23 protein-coding genes and 1 pseudogene are annotated in these 23,479 nt (G+C 36.4%); 7 read left to right on the top strand and 17 right to left on the bottom strand.

Features of this window, described 5'->3' with window-relative positions; translation table 11 throughout:
* Window positions 1-38 precede the first annotated feature (38 nt).
* The 9 genes and pseudogenes from RGF10_RS10305 to RGF10_RS10265 all read right to left on the bottom strand — a co-directional run.
* The gene (locus RGF10_RS10305; RefSeq protein ID WP_318508933.1) at window positions 39-1,382 is read right to left on the bottom strand and encodes a 5'-deoxyadenosine deaminase; all 1,344 of its coding nucleotides are present in this window, start codon (window positions 1,380-1,382) and stop codon (window positions 39-41) included.
* A gap of 46 nt (window positions 1,383-1,428) precedes the next feature.
* On the bottom strand, window positions 1,429-3,168 hold the full coding sequence (ade, locus tag RGF10_RS10300; RefSeq protein ID WP_318508932.1) for an adenine deaminase: 1,740 nt from the start codon (window positions 3,166-3,168) through the stop codon (window positions 1,429-1,431).
* Between the two features lie 113 nt (window positions 3,169-3,281).
* The gene (gene trpB / locus RGF10_RS10295; RefSeq protein WP_318508931.1) at window positions 3,282-4,448 is read right to left on the bottom strand and encodes a tryptophan synthase subunit beta; all 1,167 of its coding nucleotides are present in this window, start codon (window positions 4,446-4,448) and stop codon (window positions 3,282-3,284) included.
* Between the two features lie 121 nt (window positions 4,449-4,569).
* Window positions 4,570-5,088: an HD domain-containing protein gene (locus RGF10_RS10290; RefSeq protein WP_318508930.1), complete on the bottom strand. Its 519-nt coding sequence runs from the start codon at window positions 5,086-5,088 to the stop codon at window positions 4,570-4,572.
* Window positions 5,089-6,327: 1,239 nt separating this feature from the next.
* A complete protein-coding gene (locus tag RGF10_RS10285; protein ID WP_318508929.1) occupies window positions 6,328-6,666 on the bottom strand; it encodes a hypothetical protein in 339 nt (112 codons plus the stop codon).
* A gap of 441 nt (window positions 6,667-7,107) precedes the next feature.
* The gene (locus tag RGF10_RS10280) at window positions 7,108-8,190 is read right to left on the bottom strand and encodes a branched-chain amino acid aminotransferase (protein WP_318508928.1); all 1,083 of its coding nucleotides are present in this window, start codon (window positions 8,188-8,190) and stop codon (window positions 7,108-7,110) included.
* A 272-nt stretch (window positions 8,191-8,462) separates the two neighbouring features.
* Window positions 8,463-8,831, bottom strand: coding sequence for an ArsR/SmtB family transcription factor (locus tag RGF10_RS10275; protein ID WP_318508927.1), 369 nt, complete (start codon window positions 8,829-8,831; stop codon window positions 8,463-8,465).
* 74 nt (window positions 8,832-8,905) lie between these two features.
* Window positions 8,906-9,289 carry a sodium-independent anion transporter gene (locus RGF10_RS10270; RefSeq protein ID WP_318509406.1) on the bottom strand — a complete coding sequence of 128 codons (384 nt, stop codon included), beginning with the start codon at window positions 9,287-9,289 and terminating at the stop codon, window positions 8,906-8,908.
* A gap of 291 nt (window positions 9,290-9,580) precedes the next feature.
* Window positions 9,581-10,557, bottom strand: a pseudogene (locus tag RGF10_RS10265) (SulP family inorganic anion transporter); the annotation flags it as partial.
* Between the two features lie 633 nt (window positions 10,558-11,190).
* Between RGF10_RS10265 and cls the strand changes: the two are divergent.
* Window positions 11,191-12,636, top strand: coding sequence for a cardiolipin synthase (gene cls, locus RGF10_RS10260; protein ID WP_318508926.1), 1,446 nt, complete (start codon window positions 11,191-11,193; stop codon window positions 12,634-12,636).
* A 71-nt stretch (window positions 12,637-12,707) separates the two neighbouring features.
* Here the strand turns inward: cls and RGF10_RS10255 are convergent, their stop codons facing one another.
* The 3 genes from RGF10_RS10255 to RGF10_RS10245 all read right to left on the bottom strand — a co-directional run bounded on the left by RGF10_RS10255 (window position 12,708) and on the right by RGF10_RS10245 (window position 14,163).
* Window positions 12,708-13,388, bottom strand: a complete 681-nt coding sequence (locus tag RGF10_RS10255) for a hypothetical protein (protein ID WP_318508925.1) — start codon at window positions 13,386-13,388, stop codon at window positions 12,708-12,710.
* Window positions 13,389-13,428: 40 nt separating this feature from the next.
* Window positions 13,429-13,722: a hypothetical protein gene (locus RGF10_RS10250; RefSeq protein WP_318508924.1), complete on the bottom strand. Its 294-nt coding sequence runs from the start codon at window positions 13,720-13,722 to the stop codon at window positions 13,429-13,431.
* 135 nt (window positions 13,723-13,857) lie between these two features.
* Window positions 13,858-14,163, bottom strand: a complete 306-nt coding sequence (locus RGF10_RS10245; protein ID WP_318508923.1) for an iron-sulfur cluster assembly accessory protein — start codon at window positions 14,161-14,163, stop codon at window positions 13,858-13,860.
* A 195-nt stretch (window positions 14,164-14,358) separates the two neighbouring features.
* Here RGF10_RS10245 and RGF10_RS10240 point away from each other — a divergent pair, with 195 nt between their 5' ends.
* The 6 genes from RGF10_RS10240 to RGF10_RS10215 all read left to right on the top strand — a co-directional run bounded on the left by RGF10_RS10240 (window position 14,359) and on the right by RGF10_RS10215 (window position 18,863).
* Complete coding sequence (locus tag RGF10_RS10240) at window positions 14,359-15,105, top strand: hypothetical protein (protein ID WP_318508922.1); 747 nt, start codon at window positions 14,359-14,361, stop codon at window positions 15,103-15,105.
* A 178-nt stretch (window positions 15,106-15,283) separates the two neighbouring features.
* Complete coding sequence (locus RGF10_RS10235) at window positions 15,284-16,096, top strand: amino acid ABC transporter substrate-binding protein (protein WP_318508921.1); 813 nt, start codon at window positions 15,284-15,286, stop codon at window positions 16,094-16,096.
* A gap of 71 nt (window positions 16,097-16,167) precedes the next feature.
* Entirely contained in the window at window positions 16,168-16,791 is a 624-nt protein-coding gene (locus RGF10_RS10230) for an amino acid ABC transporter permease (RefSeq protein WP_318509404.1), read from the top strand.
* A gap of 50 nt (window positions 16,792-16,841) precedes the next feature.
* On the top strand, window positions 16,842-17,588 hold the full coding sequence (locus tag RGF10_RS10225) for an amino acid ABC transporter ATP-binding protein (protein ID WP_318508920.1): 747 nt from the start codon (window positions 16,842-16,844) through the stop codon (window positions 17,586-17,588).
* Window positions 17,589-17,696: 108 nt separating this feature from the next.
* Window positions 17,697-18,635, top strand: a complete 939-nt coding sequence (locus RGF10_RS10220) for a magnesium transporter CorA family protein (protein ID WP_318508919.1) — start codon at window positions 17,697-17,699, stop codon at window positions 18,633-18,635.
* A 21-nt stretch (window positions 18,636-18,656) separates the two neighbouring features.
* Window positions 18,657-18,863: a DUF1657 domain-containing protein gene (locus RGF10_RS10215; protein WP_318508918.1), complete on the top strand. Its 207-nt coding sequence runs from the start codon at window positions 18,657-18,659 to the stop codon at window positions 18,861-18,863.
* A gap of 40 nt (window positions 18,864-18,903) precedes the next feature.
* On the opposite strand, the gene RGF10_RS10210 is transcribed toward RGF10_RS10215, so the two are convergent.
* From RGF10_RS10210 to RGF10_RS10190, 5 genes are all read right to left on the bottom strand, one after another.
* Window positions 18,904-19,017 carry a hypothetical protein gene (locus RGF10_RS10210; protein WP_318508917.1) on the bottom strand — a complete coding sequence of 38 codons (114 nt, stop codon included), beginning with the start codon at window positions 19,015-19,017 and terminating at the stop codon, window positions 18,904-18,906.
* Window positions 18,968-19,318, bottom strand: coding sequence for a molybdopterin dinucleotide binding domain-containing protein (locus RGF10_RS10205; protein WP_318508916.1), 351 nt, complete (start codon window positions 19,316-19,318; stop codon window positions 18,968-18,970). The genes RGF10_RS10210 and RGF10_RS10205 overlap by 50 nt, the downstream gene beginning before the upstream one ends.
* A gap of 16 nt (window positions 19,319-19,334) precedes the next feature.
* The gene (locus RGF10_RS10200; RefSeq protein WP_318508915.1) at window positions 19,335-19,913 is read right to left on the bottom strand and encodes a molybdopterin oxidoreductase family protein; all 579 of its coding nucleotides are present in this window, start codon (window positions 19,911-19,913) and stop codon (window positions 19,335-19,337) included.
* On the bottom strand, window positions 19,897-20,964 hold the full coding sequence (locus RGF10_RS10195; protein ID WP_318508914.1) for a molybdopterin oxidoreductase family protein: 1,068 nt from the start codon (window positions 20,962-20,964) through the stop codon (window positions 19,897-19,899). The genes RGF10_RS10200 and RGF10_RS10195 overlap by 17 nt, the downstream gene beginning before the upstream one ends.
* A gap of 147 nt (window positions 20,965-21,111) precedes the next feature.
* Entirely contained in the window at window positions 21,112-23,262 is a 2,151-nt protein-coding gene (locus RGF10_RS10190; protein WP_318508913.1) for a PAS domain S-box protein, read from the bottom strand.
* Window positions 23,263-23,479: the final 217 nt, after the last annotated feature.

Raw genomic sequence — 23,479 nt, 5'->3', positions numbered from 1 at the left:
TTATTTGTTTACACTAGCAATCTCTCAAAACAAAAGCATTATAATCTAGTGCTTAGATTCTCAATCCGTTTCAATAGTCTTGCTATGGATTGATCGGCTTCGTGCAAAATAACGTTTTTATCCATTGTTTTCATTAGCCGATTTTCCATGACAATTTTCCCATTAATGATCGTTGTCTCAACATCTGCCCTCGTTGCAGAATAGACAAGACGAGAGATTGGACTTACCCCAAAGGAAGGATAGACATGAAAATCTTGAAGATTCAATATGACCACATCCGCTTTTTTTCCCACCTCCAGGCTTCCAATTTCAGTTTCGAGGCCCATCGCTTTTGCCCCGCCAATTGTTGCCATTCGGAACACTGTTTCTGCATCCATGACAGTGGGTCCGTGAAATGATTTTTGAATAATTGCTGCCAGTCTCATTTCATTAAACATATCAAGATTGTTGTTACATGGGGCTCCATCAGCACCAATACTGATCGATATTTGACGATTAATTAAATCCGGTATCTCGGCGATTCCAGATGCCAGCTTCAAATTAGAACCTGGACAATGACTTACCTTTACCCCTCTTTCCTTAATAATTCTTTTTTCAGCCTCGTTTAACCAAACGCAATGAGCTAAGATGAGACTTGGCGACGCTAAGCCGATATGATCCAAATACACAATATTTCGCATCCCTCGTTCGTGCTCAACAAGCTTGATTTCAGCTTGGTTTTCTGAAGCATGCGTGTGAACCTTAACATGATAAAAGGATGAAAGGTCCCTTACATTGGTTAACAGGGGCTCCGTACAAGAAACCACAAAACGCGGGCAAAAAGCATATTGGATTCGACCATGATCATAGTTGTGCCATTTTTCTAGCAAATCAACACTTTGTTGAAGCGAATCAGCTGTACTTTCCAATAGCTGTGTCGGGACTTCTGACCCATGATCCATCATCACCTTTCCTGAAATGGCCCGAATTCCACTATCCGCCATCGCGAGAAAGGCGGAAGAAGTATGATGTACGGTTTCCATATCAACAATTGAGGTGGTACCACTTTGAATCAATTCACCAATTCCGAGCATGGCAGAGTAATAAATCGATTCTGGATCATGAGCGGCTTCAAGTGGCCAAATTCTTTGTTTTAACCAGTCTAATAATTCAAGATCATCGGCCTGACCACGAAACAACGTTTGACATAAATGGATGTGAGTTTGAATAAATCCTGGTATCACAGTTTTCCCTGTTCCATCGATGATTTTGTCAACTGGATCGGAAATGAGATTTTTCCCTATTGCCTCTATTCGTTCATTCTCAATTAACAAATCTCCATATAAGATTTCGTTTTCAGGGTTCATGGTAATGATTTCCGCATTTTTTATTAGGATTCTCACGTAATTCCCCTCACCTTTTCTTGTTTTTCGATAAGCTTCACATCGTTTAAGATTGTTCAGCGATGCCAATGTGCCGAAAGGTGTTAACGTCGAATAAACCAAGATCAGTTAATTTAAGCTGCGGTATGACAGGGAGTGCAAGAAATGAAAGGGTTAGAAATGGATTGAATTGCTGCGAAGCCCCTAATTCTTTTAGTGCTACATTAATATGATTTAATTCCTTATAAACAGTTGGATAGCTATTTTCTGAAATAATTCCCCCGATCGCTAAAGGTAGCTTAGCAAGTACTTTTCTATTGGCAACTACCATTAGCCCTCCGTTGATTTCTTGTAGCTGATCAATCGCAAAAAGAATGTCTTCATCATTCGTTCCAGCCACAATCACATTATGGGAATCATGGGCGATGGTTGTGGCAATCGCACCAGTTTTTAAATTTAAGCCTTTTACAATTCCGAGTCCAATATTCCCGGTTTGTTTATGCCTTTCAACGACCGCGATTTTTAAATAATCTTTACTAGTCGAAGGGACAAAATTCCCTCCTTCTATGTCTACCTCCGCCAAAATGCGCTTCGTGATTAAGCTGTTAGGTATAATCTCGATGATATTCGCATTACACCCTTTAGTCATTGGAATTTGCAGATCATTAACAGTTAATTTGTTTATTTTTACAGACTGTCGCAAAGCTTGATTTTGCTTTACTTCCTGATTTCCCAAATACGTCCCGTTCACAGCTACTAGTACACCAGCACTATACACGGACTCAATGTTTATCGTTGGTAAATCATCCAAAATGAGAAAATCCGCATCATATCCAGGGGCAATAGCTCCTTTACTAGAAAGTCCAAAGCATTCAGCAGCATTAAGAGTAGCCATTCCTATAGCTGTAATAGGATCTATTCCTTTTTTTATCGCCAGTCTCACACTGAAATCAATACTGCCTTCTTCGATTAAATCATCAATATGTTTATCATCTGTTCCAAATAAACAGCGCCTAGCATTTTTGGTTGTAACTGCCGTAATTATATTAGAAAGATCCTTTGCCACCGACCCTTGTCTAATGATTAAGTACATCCCTCTTTGTAATCTTTCTTGTGCTTCTTTTCTCGAGACAGCCTCATGATCTGTATTGATCCCTACGGCCATATAAACATTTATCGCATCCCCCATTAAACCAGCAGCGTGACCATCAATTTTTTTACCAAAATGATGTGCACTAACAAGCTTATTAACCATTTGCTCATTTGAGTGGAATACAGACGAATAGTCCATTACCTCTCCAAGCCCTAAAACTCTCGGATGCTGATAAAATGGGGCTAGATCATCGGCCAATAGGGTAGCCCCTGCATTTTCAAAAGTTGTTGCTGGAACACACGAAGGAAGCATGACATATACATTCAAGGGGAGATTATCAGAGCTATCAAGCATAAATTTAATCCCTTCAGTGCCTGCGACATTGGCAATTTCATGTGGATCCGCAATCACTGTCGTTACCCCATGGGGAAGAACAACCTTAGCAAACTCTGCAGGTGTAACCATAGATGATTCAATATGGACATGTCCATCAATAAAGGAGGGACAAATATATTTATTTCGTGCATCGATTTCATTTATTCCTTCGTACTGTCCAAGACCAACGATGCAACCATCTACAATCGCTACATCGGCTTTTAATAGCTCCTGATTGAACACATCAACCACGTGACCATTTTTAATGACTAAATCAGCTTTTTTCCGTTTCGCTGCAACTTCAATTCTCCGTTTTATTGACTGAGAATTTAATCCCATAAGAGTCCGCCTCCTTTATAAACACTCACTATAAAAAATACCCTCTTTCTTTTGTTATATTTAACAATAAAAAAAAAGCACCAGAGGGCGCTTTTTTTGTAAGATAATCTACATTATTTTTTCAACATTTCAAAAACTTGCTCAACGTCCTTATCGCCACGTCCTGATATATTGATAATGATGATCTGGTCTTTTGATAAGGTTGGTGCAAGTTTCAATGCATAAGCAACTGCATGAGAGCTTTCTAAGGCAGGGATAATACCTTCAAGCTTCGATAATACTTGAAAGCCATGTAATGCCTCCTCACCTGTAACTGAAACATATTCAGCACGTGAGGTTGTTTTTAAATAGCTATGCTCTGGACCGGCTTCAGGATAGTCTAAACCAGCTGCAATAGAGTAGGTCGGCATCGGATTACCTTCTTCATCCTGAAGTACTAAGCATTTGAAGCCATGAAGCTCCCCTGGCTTCCCTTCTGTCAAGGTTGCCGCTTCTTGTGGTTCGACACCAATTAAGCGTACATTTTCATCAGGCAGATATTCTGCAAATGCTCCTATAGCATTGCTTCCACCACCGACACAGGCAAGTACTGCATCTGGAAGTTTTCCTTCCTTCTCTAAAATTTGCTTTCTACTCTCTTTGCTAATAACGGACTGAAAATGCTTGACCATTAACGGGAACGGATGCGGCCCTACAGCCGAACCTAATAAATAAAATGTATTTTCATAGTTTTGAACTAAATCAGCAAATGCTTCATCAACAGCATCCTTTAGACGGGCTTGTCCTTTCGTAACCGCAACGACCTTTGCACCCAACAATTCCATCCTGAACACATTCAATGCTTGGCGCTTTGTATCCTCTGCACCCATATAAATCGTGCAATCCATACCAAACATCGCACAGGCAGTAGCAGTCGCCACCCCATGCTGTCCTGCACCAGTTTCAGCGATTACACGCTTTGCTCCCATTCGCTTCGCCAATAAAATTTGACCTAAAACATTATTTATTTTATGTGATCCCGTATGGTTTAAATCTTCACGCTTTAAATAAATTTTTGCACCGCCTAATTCATTTGTTAGACGTTCAGCAAAATAAAGCGGATTTTCTCTGCCAACGTATTCTTTTAAATAATAGTTAAATTCTTCGTTAAAGTCTGGATCATCCTTGTATTTCAAAAATTGTTGTTCTAATATGTTTAATACATTCTGAAGTTCTACTGGAACAAAGCTACCACCAAATTCTCCGAAATAGCCTACCTTATCTTGACTAACTTGACTCATCTAAACTCATCTCCTTTAAAATGGTACAAATTCACGAGAAAATTATACCACTACACTTCATGATTATCTACATTATTTTCTGACTTTTCAAATTTAAAGAAAAGGATGAAGCTTTTCAGCACTACTTAGTCTGTAAAACCTCATCAATAATCATATCTAATTTTTCCAGGCTCTTTAAAGCTCGAGCTGGGTCGATTTGACGATAATGATGTAAACCGCCAGGTTCCTCGTCCATTTCATCGGCTAGTTTAATAATCGATTGCAGCTTAGTTCTGACAACCTCGCCCCCTGGAAGGAACGAATCAGTATGAAAAAGAATCGCCAACGAAATTTCCTTCGCTTTAACTGGATTTTCTCCGCATCGAATTAAAAGTTTATGTGCACGCTCCGCACCTTTTATAGCATGAATATCATTTTTTTTATATAACTCATAATCCCATCTTCCATCCTTATACCATGTGTAGTGGCCAATATCATGGAGGAAACCAGCTTTTGATGCAATATCTACATCCTCACCGGCTTGCTTTGCAAGGCTAAAAGCGTGGTACGCAACGGCAATAGCATGGACCAAGCCTGATCGAGTGATATATTTTTGTGCAATATGATGGTTGAAAAGATCAGTCAACTTCACATCTCTCATGATTTCACTTCCTTCATAGGTAAATTGGATATTTTTCCAAACACTAATATATAAGTATAGGAAAAAGGATAAATTTTTATAATTTTAACAAATTCTTAAAATATTTCAACCATTTACCCTTCCAAACCAATTATTATTTTATTTATATGTTCTAGACCCCATTTTGCCAATCATCCAAATAAAAAGGTAAACACAAAAAAGCCCTCTGGCACTTGCCAAAGAGCATTCATGTCATTAACATCTTAGGGGACCCAACCATAAACATCAGCCAATTCTTGCATCATTTTCATTTCATTTCATTTTTATTACTTTTGAAATGATGAATTGGTTTATGCAGATTAGCCAATGCGTGTTTGTTCCGCTAGAGGAATTCATTTTATTCAGTTTCTTCACACTAAATATTATGGTTCCTGACAAACACCTTTCCGATTTTTTAATCGAAGACTCACTCATCCTTCTGCAATTTTTTTCATTTAGTTCCGTTCCATTAATAGTATTAGATTTGAAGCCATTGACTTTTCTTTTATCGAAACAAGAAAATCAATTTTTTCAATTGCAGCTTCTTTTATTTACTCACTCTTCATTTCCACTTTTTGAATGGTTCACCATACAGTTAATAACAACTTTTCACCGATAGTTGTTATCACATATCTTCATCCACTTTGCCTAATTTCCATAGTTACAAAGAATTTCTTTACATTCTTTGGTTGGATTATAGGTTTAAAAGTGTTTCTGGTAGAATCCTTCTTTTCTACGTACATGTCTTATCATAGGTAGAAATTCCGTTTTCCTCCAGATGATGTTGAATATGCTTGTTAGGTGGAATCCTCTCATTTCGTTTCCATTGTAAGTAGTAAATAAATTTTTATTTTTGTGGACTGATTTCTTCCCACAAATTCTGCTGCATTTCTATGACCATCTTGGACAGGTAACCAGTGATCTAAAAATGCTCTTGATAAGGAATAAGTTACTCGTTCACTTACGGAACGAACACTTATATGGCTGAGTCTCCTAAGATGTTAACTGCTTTCTTTCTATGTCCTTAATATACCATAAATTCCAAACTATACATCGCTTAATTGTGACAAACTGATGAACATTTCTAACTCTTTAGAAAATTCTGCTTATTTTACTACTGTCACTGTTTTTCTGATTTTAATAGTGTTAACATGGTAGGTGTGATCTCGAAAAAACAATAAATAAAGGACATAGAATTCCTATGTCCTTCAACACTTTTGCTTAATTTGTTAAACCGCCGACTACGATCGTAATGCTCCAGCATTCCATATCGAGCATATCATTAAACTTCAAGGTGGATATTCTTAATTCATTAACATCAGGAGGCATTTTTACACCTTGTTGAATTAAATAATTAAGGAGTTGGTTTTGTGAGCTCTCTTCGATTCCTACTGAAGGAAGAAAATAAGTAATAAATGTATACTCATCCTCTTTCCAAACTTGCGTAATAATCGGCCGCCCATCCTTTAAATAATCGGAATTTTCCACAATTGTGTTAGAATTGTCATATTCATCTGCCTTGTTTAATAATGGCACACTGAATTTTCGGCTTCCCTCCATTGCATTTACCTCCAATTCTCTTTATCTTATTGCTCCTTACTAAATAATTTTTCAATTTATATAAATTCAAATATGTATTCAATTACATGGTCAGTTTAATTGTATAATAATTTTATAATTAGGAAGAATATCAAAATTGAATTTTTTAGGAAATCTTTCGGTACATTGATAATGCACGGCTACTAAACGGACATGGAGGACCTTATTTTGATAAAATACCCATATTTCTAAACTTAAGCGGACACAGGATCCCCTATTTAGATAAAAACCACTGAATAATCTTAATAAATTAACAAATAGCGAACCTGTTGTCCATTTAGCCTATCAAAACAGCACTTTTAGTACAAATAAAGGATCTGTTGTCCGCTTCCAAATAAAAAATGACTAACAAATTATCATACAATTTGTTAGTCATTTTTAATGTTTACTTTTTAGGAATGGTTAGTTTTCCTTTACTTCTAACACCCAATTAAATGGATCCTCAACGTTACCATATTGGATTCCTGTTAACGTATCGTAAAGTTTTTGGGATAACTCTCCAGTTTCTCCGTTATTAATGACAAGGTGTTCCCCATTCCAAGCTAATTCACCCACAGGAGAAATAACGGCTGCTGTACCTGTACCAAATACTTCTTCAAGCTGACCAGCTTTGTATGCAGCATGAACCTCTTCCATTGAAATTCTTTGCTCAGAAACTGGAATATTCCAATATTTTAGAAGCTGTAGAATTGAATTCCTTGTAATTCCTTCAAGAATACTTCCATTTAATGCTGGAGTTACAACTTCTCCATTAATTTTAAAGAATATATTCATGCTTCCAACTTCTTCGATATATTTCTTTTCCTTACCATCAAGCCATAAAACTTGTGAGTATCCTTTTCCGCTGGCAATTTCCTGAGCCTTTAAGCTAGCTGCGTAATTCCCGCCTGTTTTTGCCGTACCTGTACCACCAGCTACAGTTCGTGCATATTTTTCTTCCACTGCAATTTTTACTGGTGCGATACCTTCTTTATAATAAGAACCGACTGGTGACATGATTATCATAAATTTATATTGTGTAGAAGCACTAACTCCAAGATAAGGCTGAGTTGAAATAATAAAAGGTCGAATGTATAAAGATGTACCTTCCACAGTTGGAATCCATTCGCGATCAATCCATACTAATTTTTTTAATCCTTCCAAAACAAGCTCCTCATCAAGTTGAGGAATACATAAACGATCATTGGATGAATTTAATCGCTGGAAATTTTTCTCTGGTCGGAATAAAAATATTTTATTGTCCTTTGTTTTGTATGCTTTTAATCCTTCAAATACGGTTTGTCCATAATGGAAAACGACTGATGCTGGGTCTAATGAAATAGGTTGGTAAGGAATGATTTGAGGCGTATGCCACCCTTCACCTTCCTTATAATCCATCATCAGCATATGATCGGTAAATACCTTTCCAAATCCCAAATTTGTAAAATCAGGTTTTTCTTTTTTGGTTGCAGTTAATTGAATATCAATTGCTTTATGTCCGCCCATTTTTGACTGTCTCCTTACACCAAAGTTTTTAGCAAAACTTCGAATTTTTAAATCTATAAAGGTTATTTTACTCCTAATGATATCCTACAACAACATTTTAAAGCATAAATTTTGAAAATTTACTTAAATCGTTTGTTAGATGTATAAAAGGAGAATTTCTTACATATATTATGTAAGCCCCATCTGAAAATCACGCTTGTTGCGGGACACTTAACCATGTTCGGATCAGATGGGGTACGCCTGTTTATTCAGGCGTTTTTTTTTGCCCTTTTTTAGATACCCTTTTGTTCTTCTTTTTCTTTTATTTCTTTCCCTAAATCATCGCTGAATTTATCAAGTAAGATAGCCGTATCAATGAGATGATTGTTAAAAATTTGCCGTACAATGTTTAACAAATCGATAATCATCGGGTCTCTTAATGAATAAAGGACTCGATTCCCTTCTTTTGTTCCATTGACAATATTTTTACTTCTTAGCACACTTAATTGCTGTGAAACAGATGAACCTTCCGCACCAATAATCGTTAATAATTCGTTTACGTTTTTATCCCCTTCTGCAAGGAGCTCCAATATTCTGATCCTTAACGGATGTGCCAAAGCCTTGAAAAAATCTGCCTTGAATTGCTGTAATTGTAAATCCATTTTCTCCTCCAATACTCCTTCATGTTTCACACCAAAACTAACAAGTTTATAATGTGACATGCTTTTTTTCTTCATTATACTTGAAGTGTCATTTTTCGACCAATTTCTTGTGTTTCTGCTGTTTGTGAAAGCTGACGGCACTCTTGGAAGGCAAAATGTCTACAACCAATACACTTATTATAATTTAGATGTGTTAAAGCATAGTTAATCGCATCACCGGTATGCTCAAAAAATTGATTACCACCTATTTTGTTATATAAACCTGATTTTTTTAGAACCTCCATTGGTTGTTCTTGCACGCTAGAAACTAGGATTGTTCCACCTTGCCTTTGAAAATGACGAACAATACTATTTAGTGTTCCTTCACCTGTTGTATCCATATAAGGAACTTTTGCCATCCGTAAAATCAAGACCAATGGCCGATGATTAATCGTCGACATAATCGATTGCTCGAACATTTGTGCAGCTCCAAAGAATAGTGGCCCTTCAACTGTAAAAATACCGATTTGTGGACAATCATGACCTTCATGAACCACATGCGGGTTTACCTTTTTCAAATCTGAGCTTTGATCAGGCAATACTTTGGCAACCGTTAATAACCCACTCATTCGTTTAATAAACAGCATGGCAGCTAAAATGAGTCCGACTTCAACTGCGACAGTGAGATTGGTAAACACAGTTAACAAAAATGTGATAACAAGAATATATGAATCACTTGTTTTAGTATGGAGTACGTGAGCAAAAGCCTTTCTTTCACTCATATTCCAAGCAACCACCATTAAGATAGGAGCCATACTAGCCAATGGTATATGCGATGCATACGGTGCAAAAATCAACAATACAAAAAGAACCACAAAACCATGAATTACTCCAGAAACAGATGATACCGCCCCATTTTTTATATTCGTAGCCGTTCTAGCAATGGCTCCAGTTGCTGGAATCCCCCAAATAAAGGCGTTACCATATTCGCAATCCCTTGGCCAATCAATTCTTTGTTACTATTATGCTTTGTACCAGACATTCCATCAGCAACCACCGCGGAAAGTAATGATTCGATACCGCCCAAAATGGCAATTACAAAGGCTGGCTGTATCATTTTCACCATATTATCTATCGAAAAATCTGGCCAATGGAAACTTGGCAGTTTATTCGGTATCTCGCCATAGGCTGATCCGATTGTGGTAACCTGACCTGGAAAAAACACCGCCGCAATAATAGTTGAAAATAAAAGACCTAAAAGGGGACCAGGTATTTTAGGAAACCATTTTGGTGTTACTAAGATAATAGCTAAACAAGTTATCGCAATTATGATGCTATAAAAATTAATCGTATTTAAGTGAACAAAAATCTCATTTATATTTGCAATAAATTCTTCATGCTTCTCAATTCCTGACAAGCCTAGGAAACTAGCAATTTGGCCAGTAAAAATGATCACGGCAATTCCAGATGTGAACCCAATTGTAACAGGACGAGGTATATATTTAATGAGTGAGCCCAATTTAAACACACCCATTAACAACAGCATAAACCCAGCCATAAATCCAGCAATTAGAAGATTTTCATAGCCATAGGTCATAACAATGCCCAGTAAAACAGGAATAAATGCACCCGTCGGCCCTGCAATTTGGAATTTTGAACCACCAAGTAACGAGATTAAAATACCAGCAATAATGGTTGTATAAATACCATACTCAGGTTTAACACCCGAGGCAATTGCAAATGCCATTCCTAAAGGGATGGCAATAACACCGACAATTGTTCCTGACAGAAAATCCTTACGAAAACTTTCCATTGTATATTGGTTAATACTGCTCAAAAAACGTTTCACAAATATACCAACCTCACTATATTTATATATTTGAATTTTTGAATATACAAAACATATTACTCCCGATTATTATATCTGTCTAGATAATATCAGAAATAATATTTAGTACGCTTCAAATACTTTTCTTGTTTTTTTGACATTTTTCAGAAAATTCACTTAAATCAGATAAAAAATATCACTCACAAATTATTTTCAACCTTTTTACATCAATCAAACTGTATGATCAATACGGACTCGGTTCAAATTTCGAAACAATACAAATCATTTATGTTTAGATTCTATTTTCTCTGGCTTTACAATATAACAGTATGACTAGCTTTATATCGATTAGAATCCGATAAAGAATAAGACTCTATTTTATTCTGCTCTAATTCATTTCATTACTTTGATTAGCTTAAACCATTTTTACTTTGAAATATTGCATGACAATATGTTATAACGTAGAGAAGAATACTTATGCCACATGAGAGTATTTTACTGATTTATCACTTATTGCATTAAATAGAGAATGTGTTTTGAAAGGAGAATAAGATGCAAATAACGACCGTGTTATTAGGGATCTCCATGGTATTAAATATTATATTAGCTGGTATCGTTGTATTCCTAGAACGCCGAAATATTAGTGCAACTTGGGCGTGGTTAATGGTCTTATTCTTTTTGCCTGTGTTAGGCTTTATTTTATATATCATTTTTGGACAAAATTTAAGTAGAAGAAGAATATTCAAATGGGATAAACATGAACATACCTTTCTACAAAGAGCTGTGTTTGCACAAATGAAATTAATTGAAGAAAACCGCTCAGAATTTAGAAACCCTGTTATTCATAATTACAATGATCTTATTTTCTTACATTTAAATAATAACGAAGCGCTTTACACAGAGAACAACGCATTACAAATTTTCACGGACGGTCATGAGAAATTTGAATCATTATTATATGATATACAAAATGCCCAAGAGCATATCCATTTGATTTACTATATTATTCGTGATGATGAGTTAGGAAAAAGAATCGCATCAACTTTAGCAGAGAAAGCTCGTCAGGGTGTAGAAGTAAGAGTCCTTTATGATGATAGTGGTTCAAGGCATCTGTCGAGACGTTTTAAAAAACAAATTGAGCAGTCAGGCGGAATCATTGAAGCATTTTTTCCCGGCAAAATTCCGATGATAAACTTGCGTGTTAATTACCGAAATCATCGTAAAATCGCCATTATCGACAGTAAAATCGGATATATTGGTGGATTTAATATTGGAAATGAATATTTAGGTTTGAACCAAAGGTTTGGCTATTGGCGGGATACTCATTTGCGGATTGAAGGTGAAGCTGTAAATAATCTCCAATCGAGATTTATGCTGGATTGGAACCAAGCATCAAAAATGAAGATTTCTTTTAAAGAATATTATTATCCTACCCTGGAAATACATGGTGAAATTGGAATCCAAATTGTTTCCAGCGGGCCTGATTCTGAATGGGAGCAAATAAAACACGGGTACATAAAGATGATCCTTTCAGCAAAAAAATATGTTTATATTCAAACACCCTACCTCATTCCAGATGAAAGTTTATTAGATGCCTTAAAAATCGCTGCTTTTTCAGGTGTTGATGTTCAAATAATGATACCAAATAAGCCGGATCATCCGTTTGTATATTGGGCGACGTATTCTAATGCAGGACAATTGTTAAGAGCTGGAGTAAAAATCTTTACTTATGAAAATGGATTCCTTCATGCGAAGATGATTGTTGTGGATGGCAAAATTGCTTCAGTAGGGACAGCCAACATAGATGTACGTAGTTTTAGATTGAATTTTGAGGTCAATGCTTTTTTATATCATCCTGATATTGCACAGCAATTAGCTGAAATATTTAAGATAGATATCCGTCTTTCTTCAGAATTAACAATCGAAAAATACCAAAAAAGATCCATCCTTATTCAAACAAAAGAATCAATTTCTCGCTTATTATCACCGATTTTATAATTTATTTATTGTAATGACATTTGAAAGGTCTTCTCACAATGAGAAGACCTTCCACTTTTTAAACTAATTTTTTATGAGTAATCAAAATTACTTAATTTGTCCATATGGCTAGCTATCATAGCAATAATCGTGCCAGCTTCCTCTTTACTGAAAATAAAGTTCGACTCATCTTTAATTAATTCTTGATCTTCTGTCCAAATTCGATTCACTCTTCTTAACACACCATCTCCGGTTTCTGTTACAATTCCAAATTGGTATGTAACCTCCACTTCATCCTCTTCAAGGTAAGCAGTTACTTCAGGAGTTTCCCATTCCACATCAATTTCCTCAAATATATCAGAAGCCTCACCTTCATCTAGATAAAGGACACGTTCGTTATAATCCGAATCTTCATCCAGATTTTCATCAAATTCTTCATCCAAATCTTCATCCATGACATCATCATTTAAATAGTCATGCAGACTTTCATGAACTGCATCAATGATATCCTCGATGTCATATAAAACAATTCGAGCCGTTTGCCCTAAATCAGGATCAAATGATTCAAAAAAGAAATCTTCGTGCGCTGGATCATAGGAAATCGTACAAAAATATACACGGTCTTCCTCTTCGGTTTCTATAAAAAACTCTATTCTTGGAAATTTTGCTCCTCTTTCAATGGTCATATTACCAACTTGATCATATTTTGCACAGATTGATTCAAGGTGATCTTGAATTTCCCCACTTACTCGATCAAACCATTCTAAAGACATAATTACACCAACCTTTCTGATTAAATGACATAATTACTACTCATCCATTTTCACAGTCCTGATGATCTCCATATACCATTGAAAGCATTAAAGCTGCATCATGATTGGATACCGTTTTATAGTCTTTAGCAAAATGTTTTAGGCTATCACAAAAACCGACATTTTCGTCACCTATGCTTTCCGTCCAACTTATGAAATTTTGATAATCATACAGTGGATCATAGGAGTTAAATGTTGCGACAACAATATTCGGATCTCCTAAAGTTGTTACTTGAATCCCGTTGTAAGTTTCAGGATTTGTTCCATTATAATTGGTACACGCAAAAAATATCATATACGCCCCACCCCTTGTGTGACCTTTCTCTAGTTTTAACGTCTGGTATAAAAATATCCACCTCCGTTTTTTCACAAAAAATGGAAGTGGATATTATTAATAAAGCCAAGGTAAATTCCCTTGGCTTCATGGATATTAATGATGGTGGTGATGCGATTTTGAGGGATTGGTTATCACAAATTCTTCTTTTGGAACTTGGAAATATTGGATCCAAACCCCATCTAAAAATTCTTCTCGCTTGTCAAGCAAAATATCGATTTCTTTATCTGTTTTAACCACTTCATCATGTTCTGTTTGTGTATCAAATTTTAAATCATAATGGGCATGATCATCATGCATATGTGTAACATAAACCCGAATCATTTTTCCATCTGCTGCCTCATTCTTTTCAAGCATTTCTTTTAATACCTTTGCTGCCATCCGGTTAATTTTACATTTCATGTTTTATCACCTTTTAGTATTTTATTTTCAATTTTCATCTTAACTTTTCATCCTCGTAAACGCAAAAATTTTCTTCAACTACTGATAGACTAATGTGAAAAAAACTAATTATATGTTCTATTTCTAACATAATTTAAATTTTGACATAGGATAAAGGGTATTGCCCCATATTAAAAAACAAGTCGAGGTGAGTTTATGAGTGTATATGAAAACAACTCGAACAAGACGAAAGTCCATTTAAGTATTCCCGAAAATCCCCCATCAAATCAACAAGTATACCACCAACATTACATGGAAGAGATGTTAAAATCACAAGAGAGAATCAATCAGAAATTATCCCAATCAATTAAAAGTATTGGGGATTTATTGGAAACAAGAAATAATGATCAACAGGAAAGCAACACAGCCATGACGACAAGAATGGAAAAACATGAAATAAATCAAATGACGATCCTCAATAATTTAACTGCATTAGAAAAAACTGTGTTAGAGAAGTTAGCAAATATGAACAAGGAACAGCAAGCACTGATCCAATTGGTTGATCAGGAAGAAATCCTCCATCAAGCACTTCTAGCTCAATTAACGACTCAGGATCAAACAACAAATAGGTTAATGTCTAAACTAAAAGAACTTGAAGAAAATCTTCTTGCTGAGATAAATAGCCAAATCCAGGATAGTAATCGCAAACTTTCTTCAAAAATCGAGGTTCATGATGTTTATCACCAAACCGTCATGGAAAGAATTGATCAACAGGAAGCACATACACACAAATTGAATCGTCAACTGGACACTTTAAAATCAGTGATATATGAAAGATTTTCCCTTTTAACAGAAAAAATAGAATTACAATCAAAACAGATGCTTAAGACGTTTTCAGGATATTTTTTTAAACCATCGAAACGGGAAAATGATAGTACAAGTCATAATCAATCCAACACATAAAACATTAGTAAAAGGCTGTCTGCTTCACAGATAGCCTTTTAGTAAAATAATGATTAAAATCATTATTTTTACAAACAATAAGATTGTTGATAGCTTCTTATTGACACGCATCATTCTCTATATTATTCTAATATAGCATATTCTATAATACCTATTAACTTACTGGGGGTTTACGCACATGAAAAAGACATTATTACTTATCTTGAGCATTTTCTTTGCTATTGGACTAGCTGCTTGCAATAACGATGAAAAAGAAAATACAACCGAAGATCAGACGAAAGAGACCGCTAGCCTTTATGATCAAATTAAAGAAAAAGGCGAAATTTCTATTGGTACAGAAGGTACATACGCTCCATTTACTTTTCATGACGAAGCTGGGAAGCTAACTGGCTTTGATGTTGAAATCGCAGAAGAAGTTTTTAAGCGCCTTGATATTAAGGTTAACTTTGTTGAAGGAAAATGGGATGGCTTAATTGCTGGTTTAGATGCAAAACGGTATGATGTTGTGGCGAATGAAGTTTCCATCAATCCTGAACGACAAGAAAAATATGATTTCTCAGATCCATACATTGTATCAAAAGCAGTGTTACTCGTTGCAGAAGGAAATGATACAATCAAAAACTTTGAAGACCTTAAAGGGAAGAAAGCTGCTCAATCACTAAATAGTAATTATAATAAAATGGCCGAAAAATTTGGTGCGACAACAACTCCAATCGAAGGTTTTAACCAAGCGATTGACCTTGTAACATCTGGTCGAGTTGATGCTCACATCAATGATTCCTTATCCTATCTTGACCTTAAAAAACAGCGTCCTGATTTAGCAGTGAAAATTGCTGCTGAAGAAGAAAATGCGACAGAAAATGCATTCCTTTTCCGCAAAGAAAGCGATGAGCTAATTAAGGCGGTTAATGGTGCATTAGCTGATATGAAAAAAGACGGAACGTATCTTACAATTTCTGAAAAATGGTTTGGTACTGACGTATCAAAATAAGGGCTGAGATAAATGTTGACAACAGAACGTTCTGAACGAATTATAGGAATCCTTAGTGATTCCTTTTTCCAATTTTACAGGCAGGGATATCCTTTACCATCCCACTTACTTTAATTTCCTTTGCATTAGGTCTTTTACTTGCACTCATAACGGCTTTAGGCCGTCTCTCAAGTTTTCAACCATTTGTTTGGTTGGCAAAATTTTATGTTTGGATCTTTCGAGGAACCCCTCTCTTAGTCCAATTGTTCATCTTGTTTTTTGGTTTACCAAGTATCGGAGTTATGCTGGACCCTTTCCCTGCTGCCGTGATCGGATTTTCACTTAATGTTGGAGCGTATGGCTCTGAAATTATTCGGGCAGCAATCCAGTCCATTTCAAAGGGGCAATGGGAAGCAGCATTTTCGATTGGGATGACAAAAGCCCAAGCAATGCGGAGGATCATCTTACCACAGGCAGTTAGAGTTTCTATCCCACCTTTAGGGAACTCCTTTATTAGCCTTGTAAAAGATACCTCCCTTGCGGCTACCATTACGGTTCCAGAAATGTTTCAAAAAGGACAACAGGTAGTTGCTGTGACGTATGAGCCGCTTTGGTTATACATTGAAGTTGCCTTCATTTATTTAATTTTTAGTACGGTCCTTTCCTTTTTCCAAGAAAAGCTTGAAAAGCGGTTCGAACGAGGTATTGCCAAATAAGGCGATCCCCTTAATTATGCATTGGGAAATGGAATGAATGGAGGAAAACAATGATATTCGTTGAAAATTTACATAAGCGATTTCGTGATGTTGAGGTCCTTCGGGGAATCGATTTGTCGATTGAAAAGGGCAAGACAGCAGTCATAATAGGGCCTTCTGGCTCAGGCAAAACGACTCTATTGCGCTGTTTGAATTTATTGGAGATGCCGGATGAAGGAAAAATTACCCTTGGGAATAAATCGATTAATTTAAATGAAAAAATCAAGCTCCCCTCATCTGTAATTACTTCATTTCGCGGGCAAACCGGAATGGTCTTTCAAAACTATAATCTTTTTCCACATTTAACTGCAATTGAAAATGTAATGGAGGGTCAGATTATTGTTTTAAAACGCCCAAAAGCAGAAGCAAGAAAAAAAGCTTTACTTTTACTCGAAAAAGTTGGACTTAAAGATCGTGCCGAAATGTATCCTAATCAACTTTCTGGCGGTCAACAGCAGCGAGTTGGAATTGCACGGGCAATGGCCATGGATCCTGCTGTGCTATTATTTGACGAACCGACTTCTGCATTAGACCCGGAACTTGTTGGTGAGGTTCTAAAGGTGATGAAGGATTTGGCTGAAGAAGGAATGACGATGGTTGTTGTTACCCATGAAATGCAGTTTGCTCGTGATGTAGCCGATCAAGTTATTTTCATGGATCAAGGCACAGTGATTGAAAAAGGTACCCCTCAAGAAATCTTTCATCATTCGAAAAATAAAAGAATGGCCCAGTTTTTAAATAAAGTTATTGCCCGTTAAATGCATGGATAACCATGCATTTTTTTTGTACACCAGGACACATTAGTAATGCATCCCTCAAATTACAGGCTCTTTATTAACCCCACATTTTCGAAAGAAGGAGTTTCCATGCTGCTTTACGAGACTAAAACGAAGCAAATCAAAAACATCGACACCTTTTCGATGCCAAAAGTAGATGAGGTAGTTTGGCTACACCTTACCTCCTCGGATCAAAATTCATTTATTAAGCAATTACCAATCCACCCTTTGGCAAAAAAAAATCTGCTTCATTATTCAGACATACCTAAAATAAATGAATATAAGAACGAAGTGGTGTTATCCATTTGCTCTATGACTAGTCAATTCGAAACTCTAAAAATAAACATTCTCGTTGGAAGCAATTATGTTGTGACGATGATGGAACAGGACCCTATTAACCTTTATGAGTCTATATTAAACATTTTTCATGATGACCCAGAGCAAATGTCCCACACAGGGCGAATTCTTTTTCACATCATCAATAACAGCACAGAATTTATCTTTAGTGTCATTGATGAAATAGCGGACCAAATCCTACAGCTTGAAAAAGACGTGTTTAAGGATCCTTTTGAAAATAAAATCGGTAAAACCGCTTATCGTTGGAAATCAAAATTACATGAATTAAGACAAATCATCGAGCCTCAAGAAGCTGTGCTAGCAATCATCGGAAAGGAAGACTTCCCCTTTTTAGATGAAGAGTCTCACTTTTACTTTCAGGATTTAGATAGTGATCAGGCCAGAATTATCGCAGCTCTTGATACGTTTAAAGAAAATTTGTTGAGTATTTACAATCTGCAAATGTCACTAAAAGCAGATCATACAAACGCTATTATGAAAACATTAACTTTAGCTAGCGTGATTTTTTTACCTATGACATTTTTAGCAGGATTATACGGGATGAACTTTCAACATATGCCAGAGTTAGGTTGGCGCTATGGCTATGGAGTAGCCTTAGGTTTGATGCTGACGATTGGTATCACCATTGCCATGTATTTCAGGATAAAGGGCTGGTGGGAAAAAATGAATTAAAATAATAAGGAGGAGAAAAAAATGACCATTGCTTCAAATCTTAACCAATGTATCGCTTCAATAAAAGGAATAGAATCTCAGTTATCGACTCTAGCTCTTAATTCGATGGATCCTGATGCACAAAGAATCTTCCACCAATCCATGCTCGTTTTCCAAGACATTAAAGCTGATCTTGAGGAACGGAAGAATGAACTTGAATTAGCAGAACCACAATATAAAAAAAATTAAAAAGCAGAACCAGTATAATTGGACTGGTTCTGCTAACTTTTTATAATTTATTAACAGCAACAGCACAAGCCTTGAATTCGGCTGTTCCTGAAATAGGATCAAATTCATTTAAAGTTAAAACATTGGTAGGTACCTCGCTCCAATGGAAACTCATAAATACAAGCCCCTGGAACAACCTGTTCTGTAACTTTTGTTTTCACCTTTAATTGACCACGTCTGGATTTCACTTCCACGACTTCCCCGTCTTCAATATTTAATGCTTCGGCATCACTCGGATGAATATCAAGCGTTTCTTCTGTTTGCTTAATTTTCACGCCATCAGCATAATACTTCGTTTGTGAATGTGTATTATAGGATTCGTAGCGTCTGCCAGTCGTTAACGTAAACGGATATTCCTCATCTGGCTCCTCAAGTGGAGCAGTGTAGTCTACCGGTACAAAGGATGATTTGTTCACTCCCTCTGCCTGATCTTCATGGAAATGCTGATGAAGGAGTAAAGTTCCTGGATGATTCTCGTCCGGAACATGGGTAGTGCAGGCTATAATGCTGCTCTAAACGAGCATACGAAATACCGCCAAAAACTTCCCAAGCTAGTTCGCGAACTTCATCCCAAATTTGCTCACTAGACTCATATGACATTGGATAACCCATTTGTGTAGCTAATTCGCAAAGAATTTGCCAGTCTTCTTTAATGTTTGGATGCGCATCGACTGCCTTGCGAACACGCTGCACTCGACGATCTGTGTTTGTATATGTCCCATCCACTTCTCCCCATGACTTCGCAGGGAATACAACATCAGCCAGTTGCGCTGTTTCTGTTAAGAAAATATCTTGAACAACTAAGAAATCAAGCTTTTCAAGTAGTTTTCTTGTATGGTTCATATGAACGTCAGCCATTAGCGGATTTTCGCCAACTACATACAGTGCTTTTACTGCACCGTTTTCAATTTTGTCAAACGTCCTTGTTTGCGTATCTCCTGCAATCGGGTTGATTTCGACACCCCAATGCTCTTCAAAACGTGCTCTTTTTTCATCATCGGCTATACTCATGGCACCTGGTTAATTGGTTTGGTAGACAGCCCATGTCTCCAGCACCCTGAACATTGTTCTGACCACGGAGCGGCATAATCCCCGTTCCTTCTTTTCCGATGTTTCCTGTTAATAATGCTAAGTTTGCTATATCAAAAACATTGTTGACTCCACAATGGTGTTCAGTAATTCCAAGTGTGTAAGCAATCATTGAACTTCCTGAAGTTGCATATTCTCGTGCTGTTTCGATAATTTCATCAGCTGTTAATCCAGTAATACCTGCTGCAAATTCAGGAGTATATTGCTCCACCTTTTGACGCAACGCTTCAAATTCAGATGTTCTTTTCAAAATGAAGTCTGCATCATATAAACCTTCTTTAATAATAACATGGATGAAGCTATTAATTAATGCGATATCAGAGCCGACATTTAGTTGGAGATGACGATGCGAAACCTTCACCATATCAATTCGGCGAGGATCAATAACGATAATTTTCAAGCCAGCTTTTGCAGCCTTTTTCATTCGATTAGCGATAATCGGATGAGCATCTGTTGTATTAGAACCCATTAACAATAGTACTTTAGCTTCGTTTATATCCTCTAATCTGCTTGTAGGTGATCCACTACCAAAAACAGTCGCCAGACCGGCGACGCTAGGAGCGTGTCACGTTCGGTTACAACCATCGATATTATTGCTATTAATGACAGTTCTCATAAACTTCTGCGTGATGAAATTCGATTCATTTGTCGATCTAGCGCATGCGAACATCGAAATGGCTTCAGGTCCAAAGTTTGTTTTTATTGAGGATAAACGGTCAGCAACAAATTGGATTGCCTCTTCCCACGATGCTTCCACAAGCTCCCCAGCCTTGCGGATGAGTGGTGATTTTAGTCGTGATGGAGCATGTACATATTTATAGGCAAATGCACCTTTAACACATGTTTGACCTTGATTAACAGGAGCTTCTTTGTCTCCTCTAATTCTTTTAATCTGGTTGTCTTCAACTTCAACTAAAAGTCCACAACCAGTACCACAATAACCGCATACTGTTTTAAAAATCCCAGTATTCACAGCTTCCCCTCCTATTGCATTTCTTTAAAATAATAAACCCTAACACTATATTAATAGAAATATACGTGAATATGTTAAAATATTTTAGAACGTTTTCGTACATTTTATGTGAAAAAAATAACGTAAGCTGTGATACAGCTCACGTTATTATGCAGGTCTTGCTGGCAATACAATATTAAAGGTTGTTCCTTTGTCTACTTCACTTTCAATATACACACTGCCATTGTGACTTTCTATAATTTTGAAGGTAACCATTAGACCAAGTCCATTCCCGTTCTCTTTTGTTGTATAAAATGGTTCCCCTAGCTTTTTTATTTTTTCTTCAGGAATTCCTATGCCACTATCTTGGATTGAGATTTCCACCTTTTGATCACGAACGTTCGTAAATATCCTTAGGTCGCCCCCATTTGGCATTGCTTCAATCCCATTTTTCACAAGATTTAAAAAGACTTGTTTTAAACGATCTTCGTCACATTCCACTTGGATGATATCCTCACAGGAGGAAAAATGAAGTTTAACATGCTTTTTTCTGGCTTCAAATGACAGCAGATTCAGGACATTTTTTATGATCGGAACAATATTCTTTTCTTCCAAATTAGCAGCCTTTGGTTTAGCTAAAACCATAAATTCCTCGACGATCGTATTGACACGCTCAATCTCATCTAAAATAATATCAAGGAACTCAAGCCTTTCTGGGTTCTTTTCATCCAGCTGTAAAAATTCAGCATACCCTTTAATTGAAGTCAGAGGATTACGAATTTCATGAGCTACTCCAGCAGCTAATTGACCAACAGCGGCTAGCTTGTCCTGGCGATGCAAGGTCTCCTCTGTTTTCTTTCGTTCTGTAATATCATTGCGAATCGCCAAATACTGGTACGGTTTTCCTTGATCATTTAGGAAAGGAACAATCGTCGTGTCAACCCAATAAAAACTGCCGTCCTTTGCCACGTTTTTTATTTCACCTTTCCAAACATCGCCACGTCCTATCGTTTGCCATAAATCCCTAAAAAAAGTCTTTGGATGATAGCCAGAGTTTAACAGTCTGTGATCCATCCCAATTAACTCACTGCGATCATACTTGGAAATTTCACAAAATTTATCATTTACACTTGTAATTCTTCCCTTTTCATCTGTAAAGGCAATAATTGAGGATTGATCAAGCGCAAATTTAATATCACTAATTTCTTTCATCGAATTTCGCAAATTGGCCTCTGCTTCTTTTCGTGCAGTAATATCATGCCGGATTGAAACGTATTGATACGGTTTCCCCTTTTTATCTAGTGAGGGAATGATGGTTGTATACACCCAATATAGCGATCCATCCTTAGCTTTATTACGGATTTCACCCTTCCAAACCATCCCTTTTCCAATGGTTGCCCACATATCTGTAAAAAATTTTTTCGAATGAGTTCCTGAGTTTAATATTCGATGATCCTCACCCATCAACTCATCCTTGGAATATTTCGATATTTCCACGAATTTGTCATTGACAAAGGTTATAATCCCCTTTGAGTCCGTAATGGCTACTATGGCAGATTCATCAAGTGCTGCTGTAATGTCCTTTAAGTTCGTATCGCTAGTTGCAAGACGTTTACTTATTAGTGCACTTGTACTTAGCAATCCTACTAAAATAATAATCGATACAAATAATATTAAATAAAAAATTAAGTTTTCAGACGCTATCTGCTGTATTTCGTTTTGTGGATCATAGATAAATCTCGATGCGCGGATGAACAAGAAGTGACCTTGAACAATACTGGCTGCAATAATGAAGGCTCCGATTGGTTTTAACCAAATATGATGAGTTCTTACATAGCTCTTTGTATAAAACAGCATCCAAAACGAAAACAAAAAACCAGCAAAGATTAAAATGAGTGCTAATAATATGATAGCCTTATTATATTGAACACCTATATTCAGGGAATACAAGCCAATTACATAGTTTGAAAAAACGGCCATCGTCATAAAAAAGCTTCCAAGTGCAAGATTAATCATTTTAATCGATTTTCCTGTCACTGAATAAAGCCCCATTCCAGTAAACGAAACGGAAAGTATGATTGCTAATATGACAATTTGAAATTGAATACTTAGCGAACCATTCATATTTCCAGATAACATTCCGAAAAAATTCATTACCCAAATTCCGATCCCTAATGAAAACGTGCCACCCAAAAATAATAATCTTTTATTCCGATCTGATGAATCCAACAATGAAAATAGATCTAATGCTGCATATGACGACATCATTGTTAATATGATCGTAACCATCATTAGAATCGGGCTTGAGGTAGCAACCATTTCCATCTCTCCAATCAAACTTTTGTCATATCTATATAACGATTGTAATAGATTCCCACTATGAATGGAAGTGAAATTTGACGATTTTTCAACAATTTTCTACAAAACATGCATTTTCCTAAAATAATTTCTTTACTTTCTCATATTCCTTTTTTTACTTTTGATTATTCCCATTTAATCCAAAAGAATTATTTTTTAAATTTTTAGATTTTTTCGA

It is taken from the genome of Bacillus sp. T3, from assembly GCF_033449965.1.
In the GTDB taxonomy this organism is placed as follows: domain Bacteria; phylum Bacillota; class Bacilli; order Bacillales; family Cytobacillaceae; genus Bacillus_BU.
This window is presented reverse-complemented; position numbering and strand designations above follow the sequence as displayed.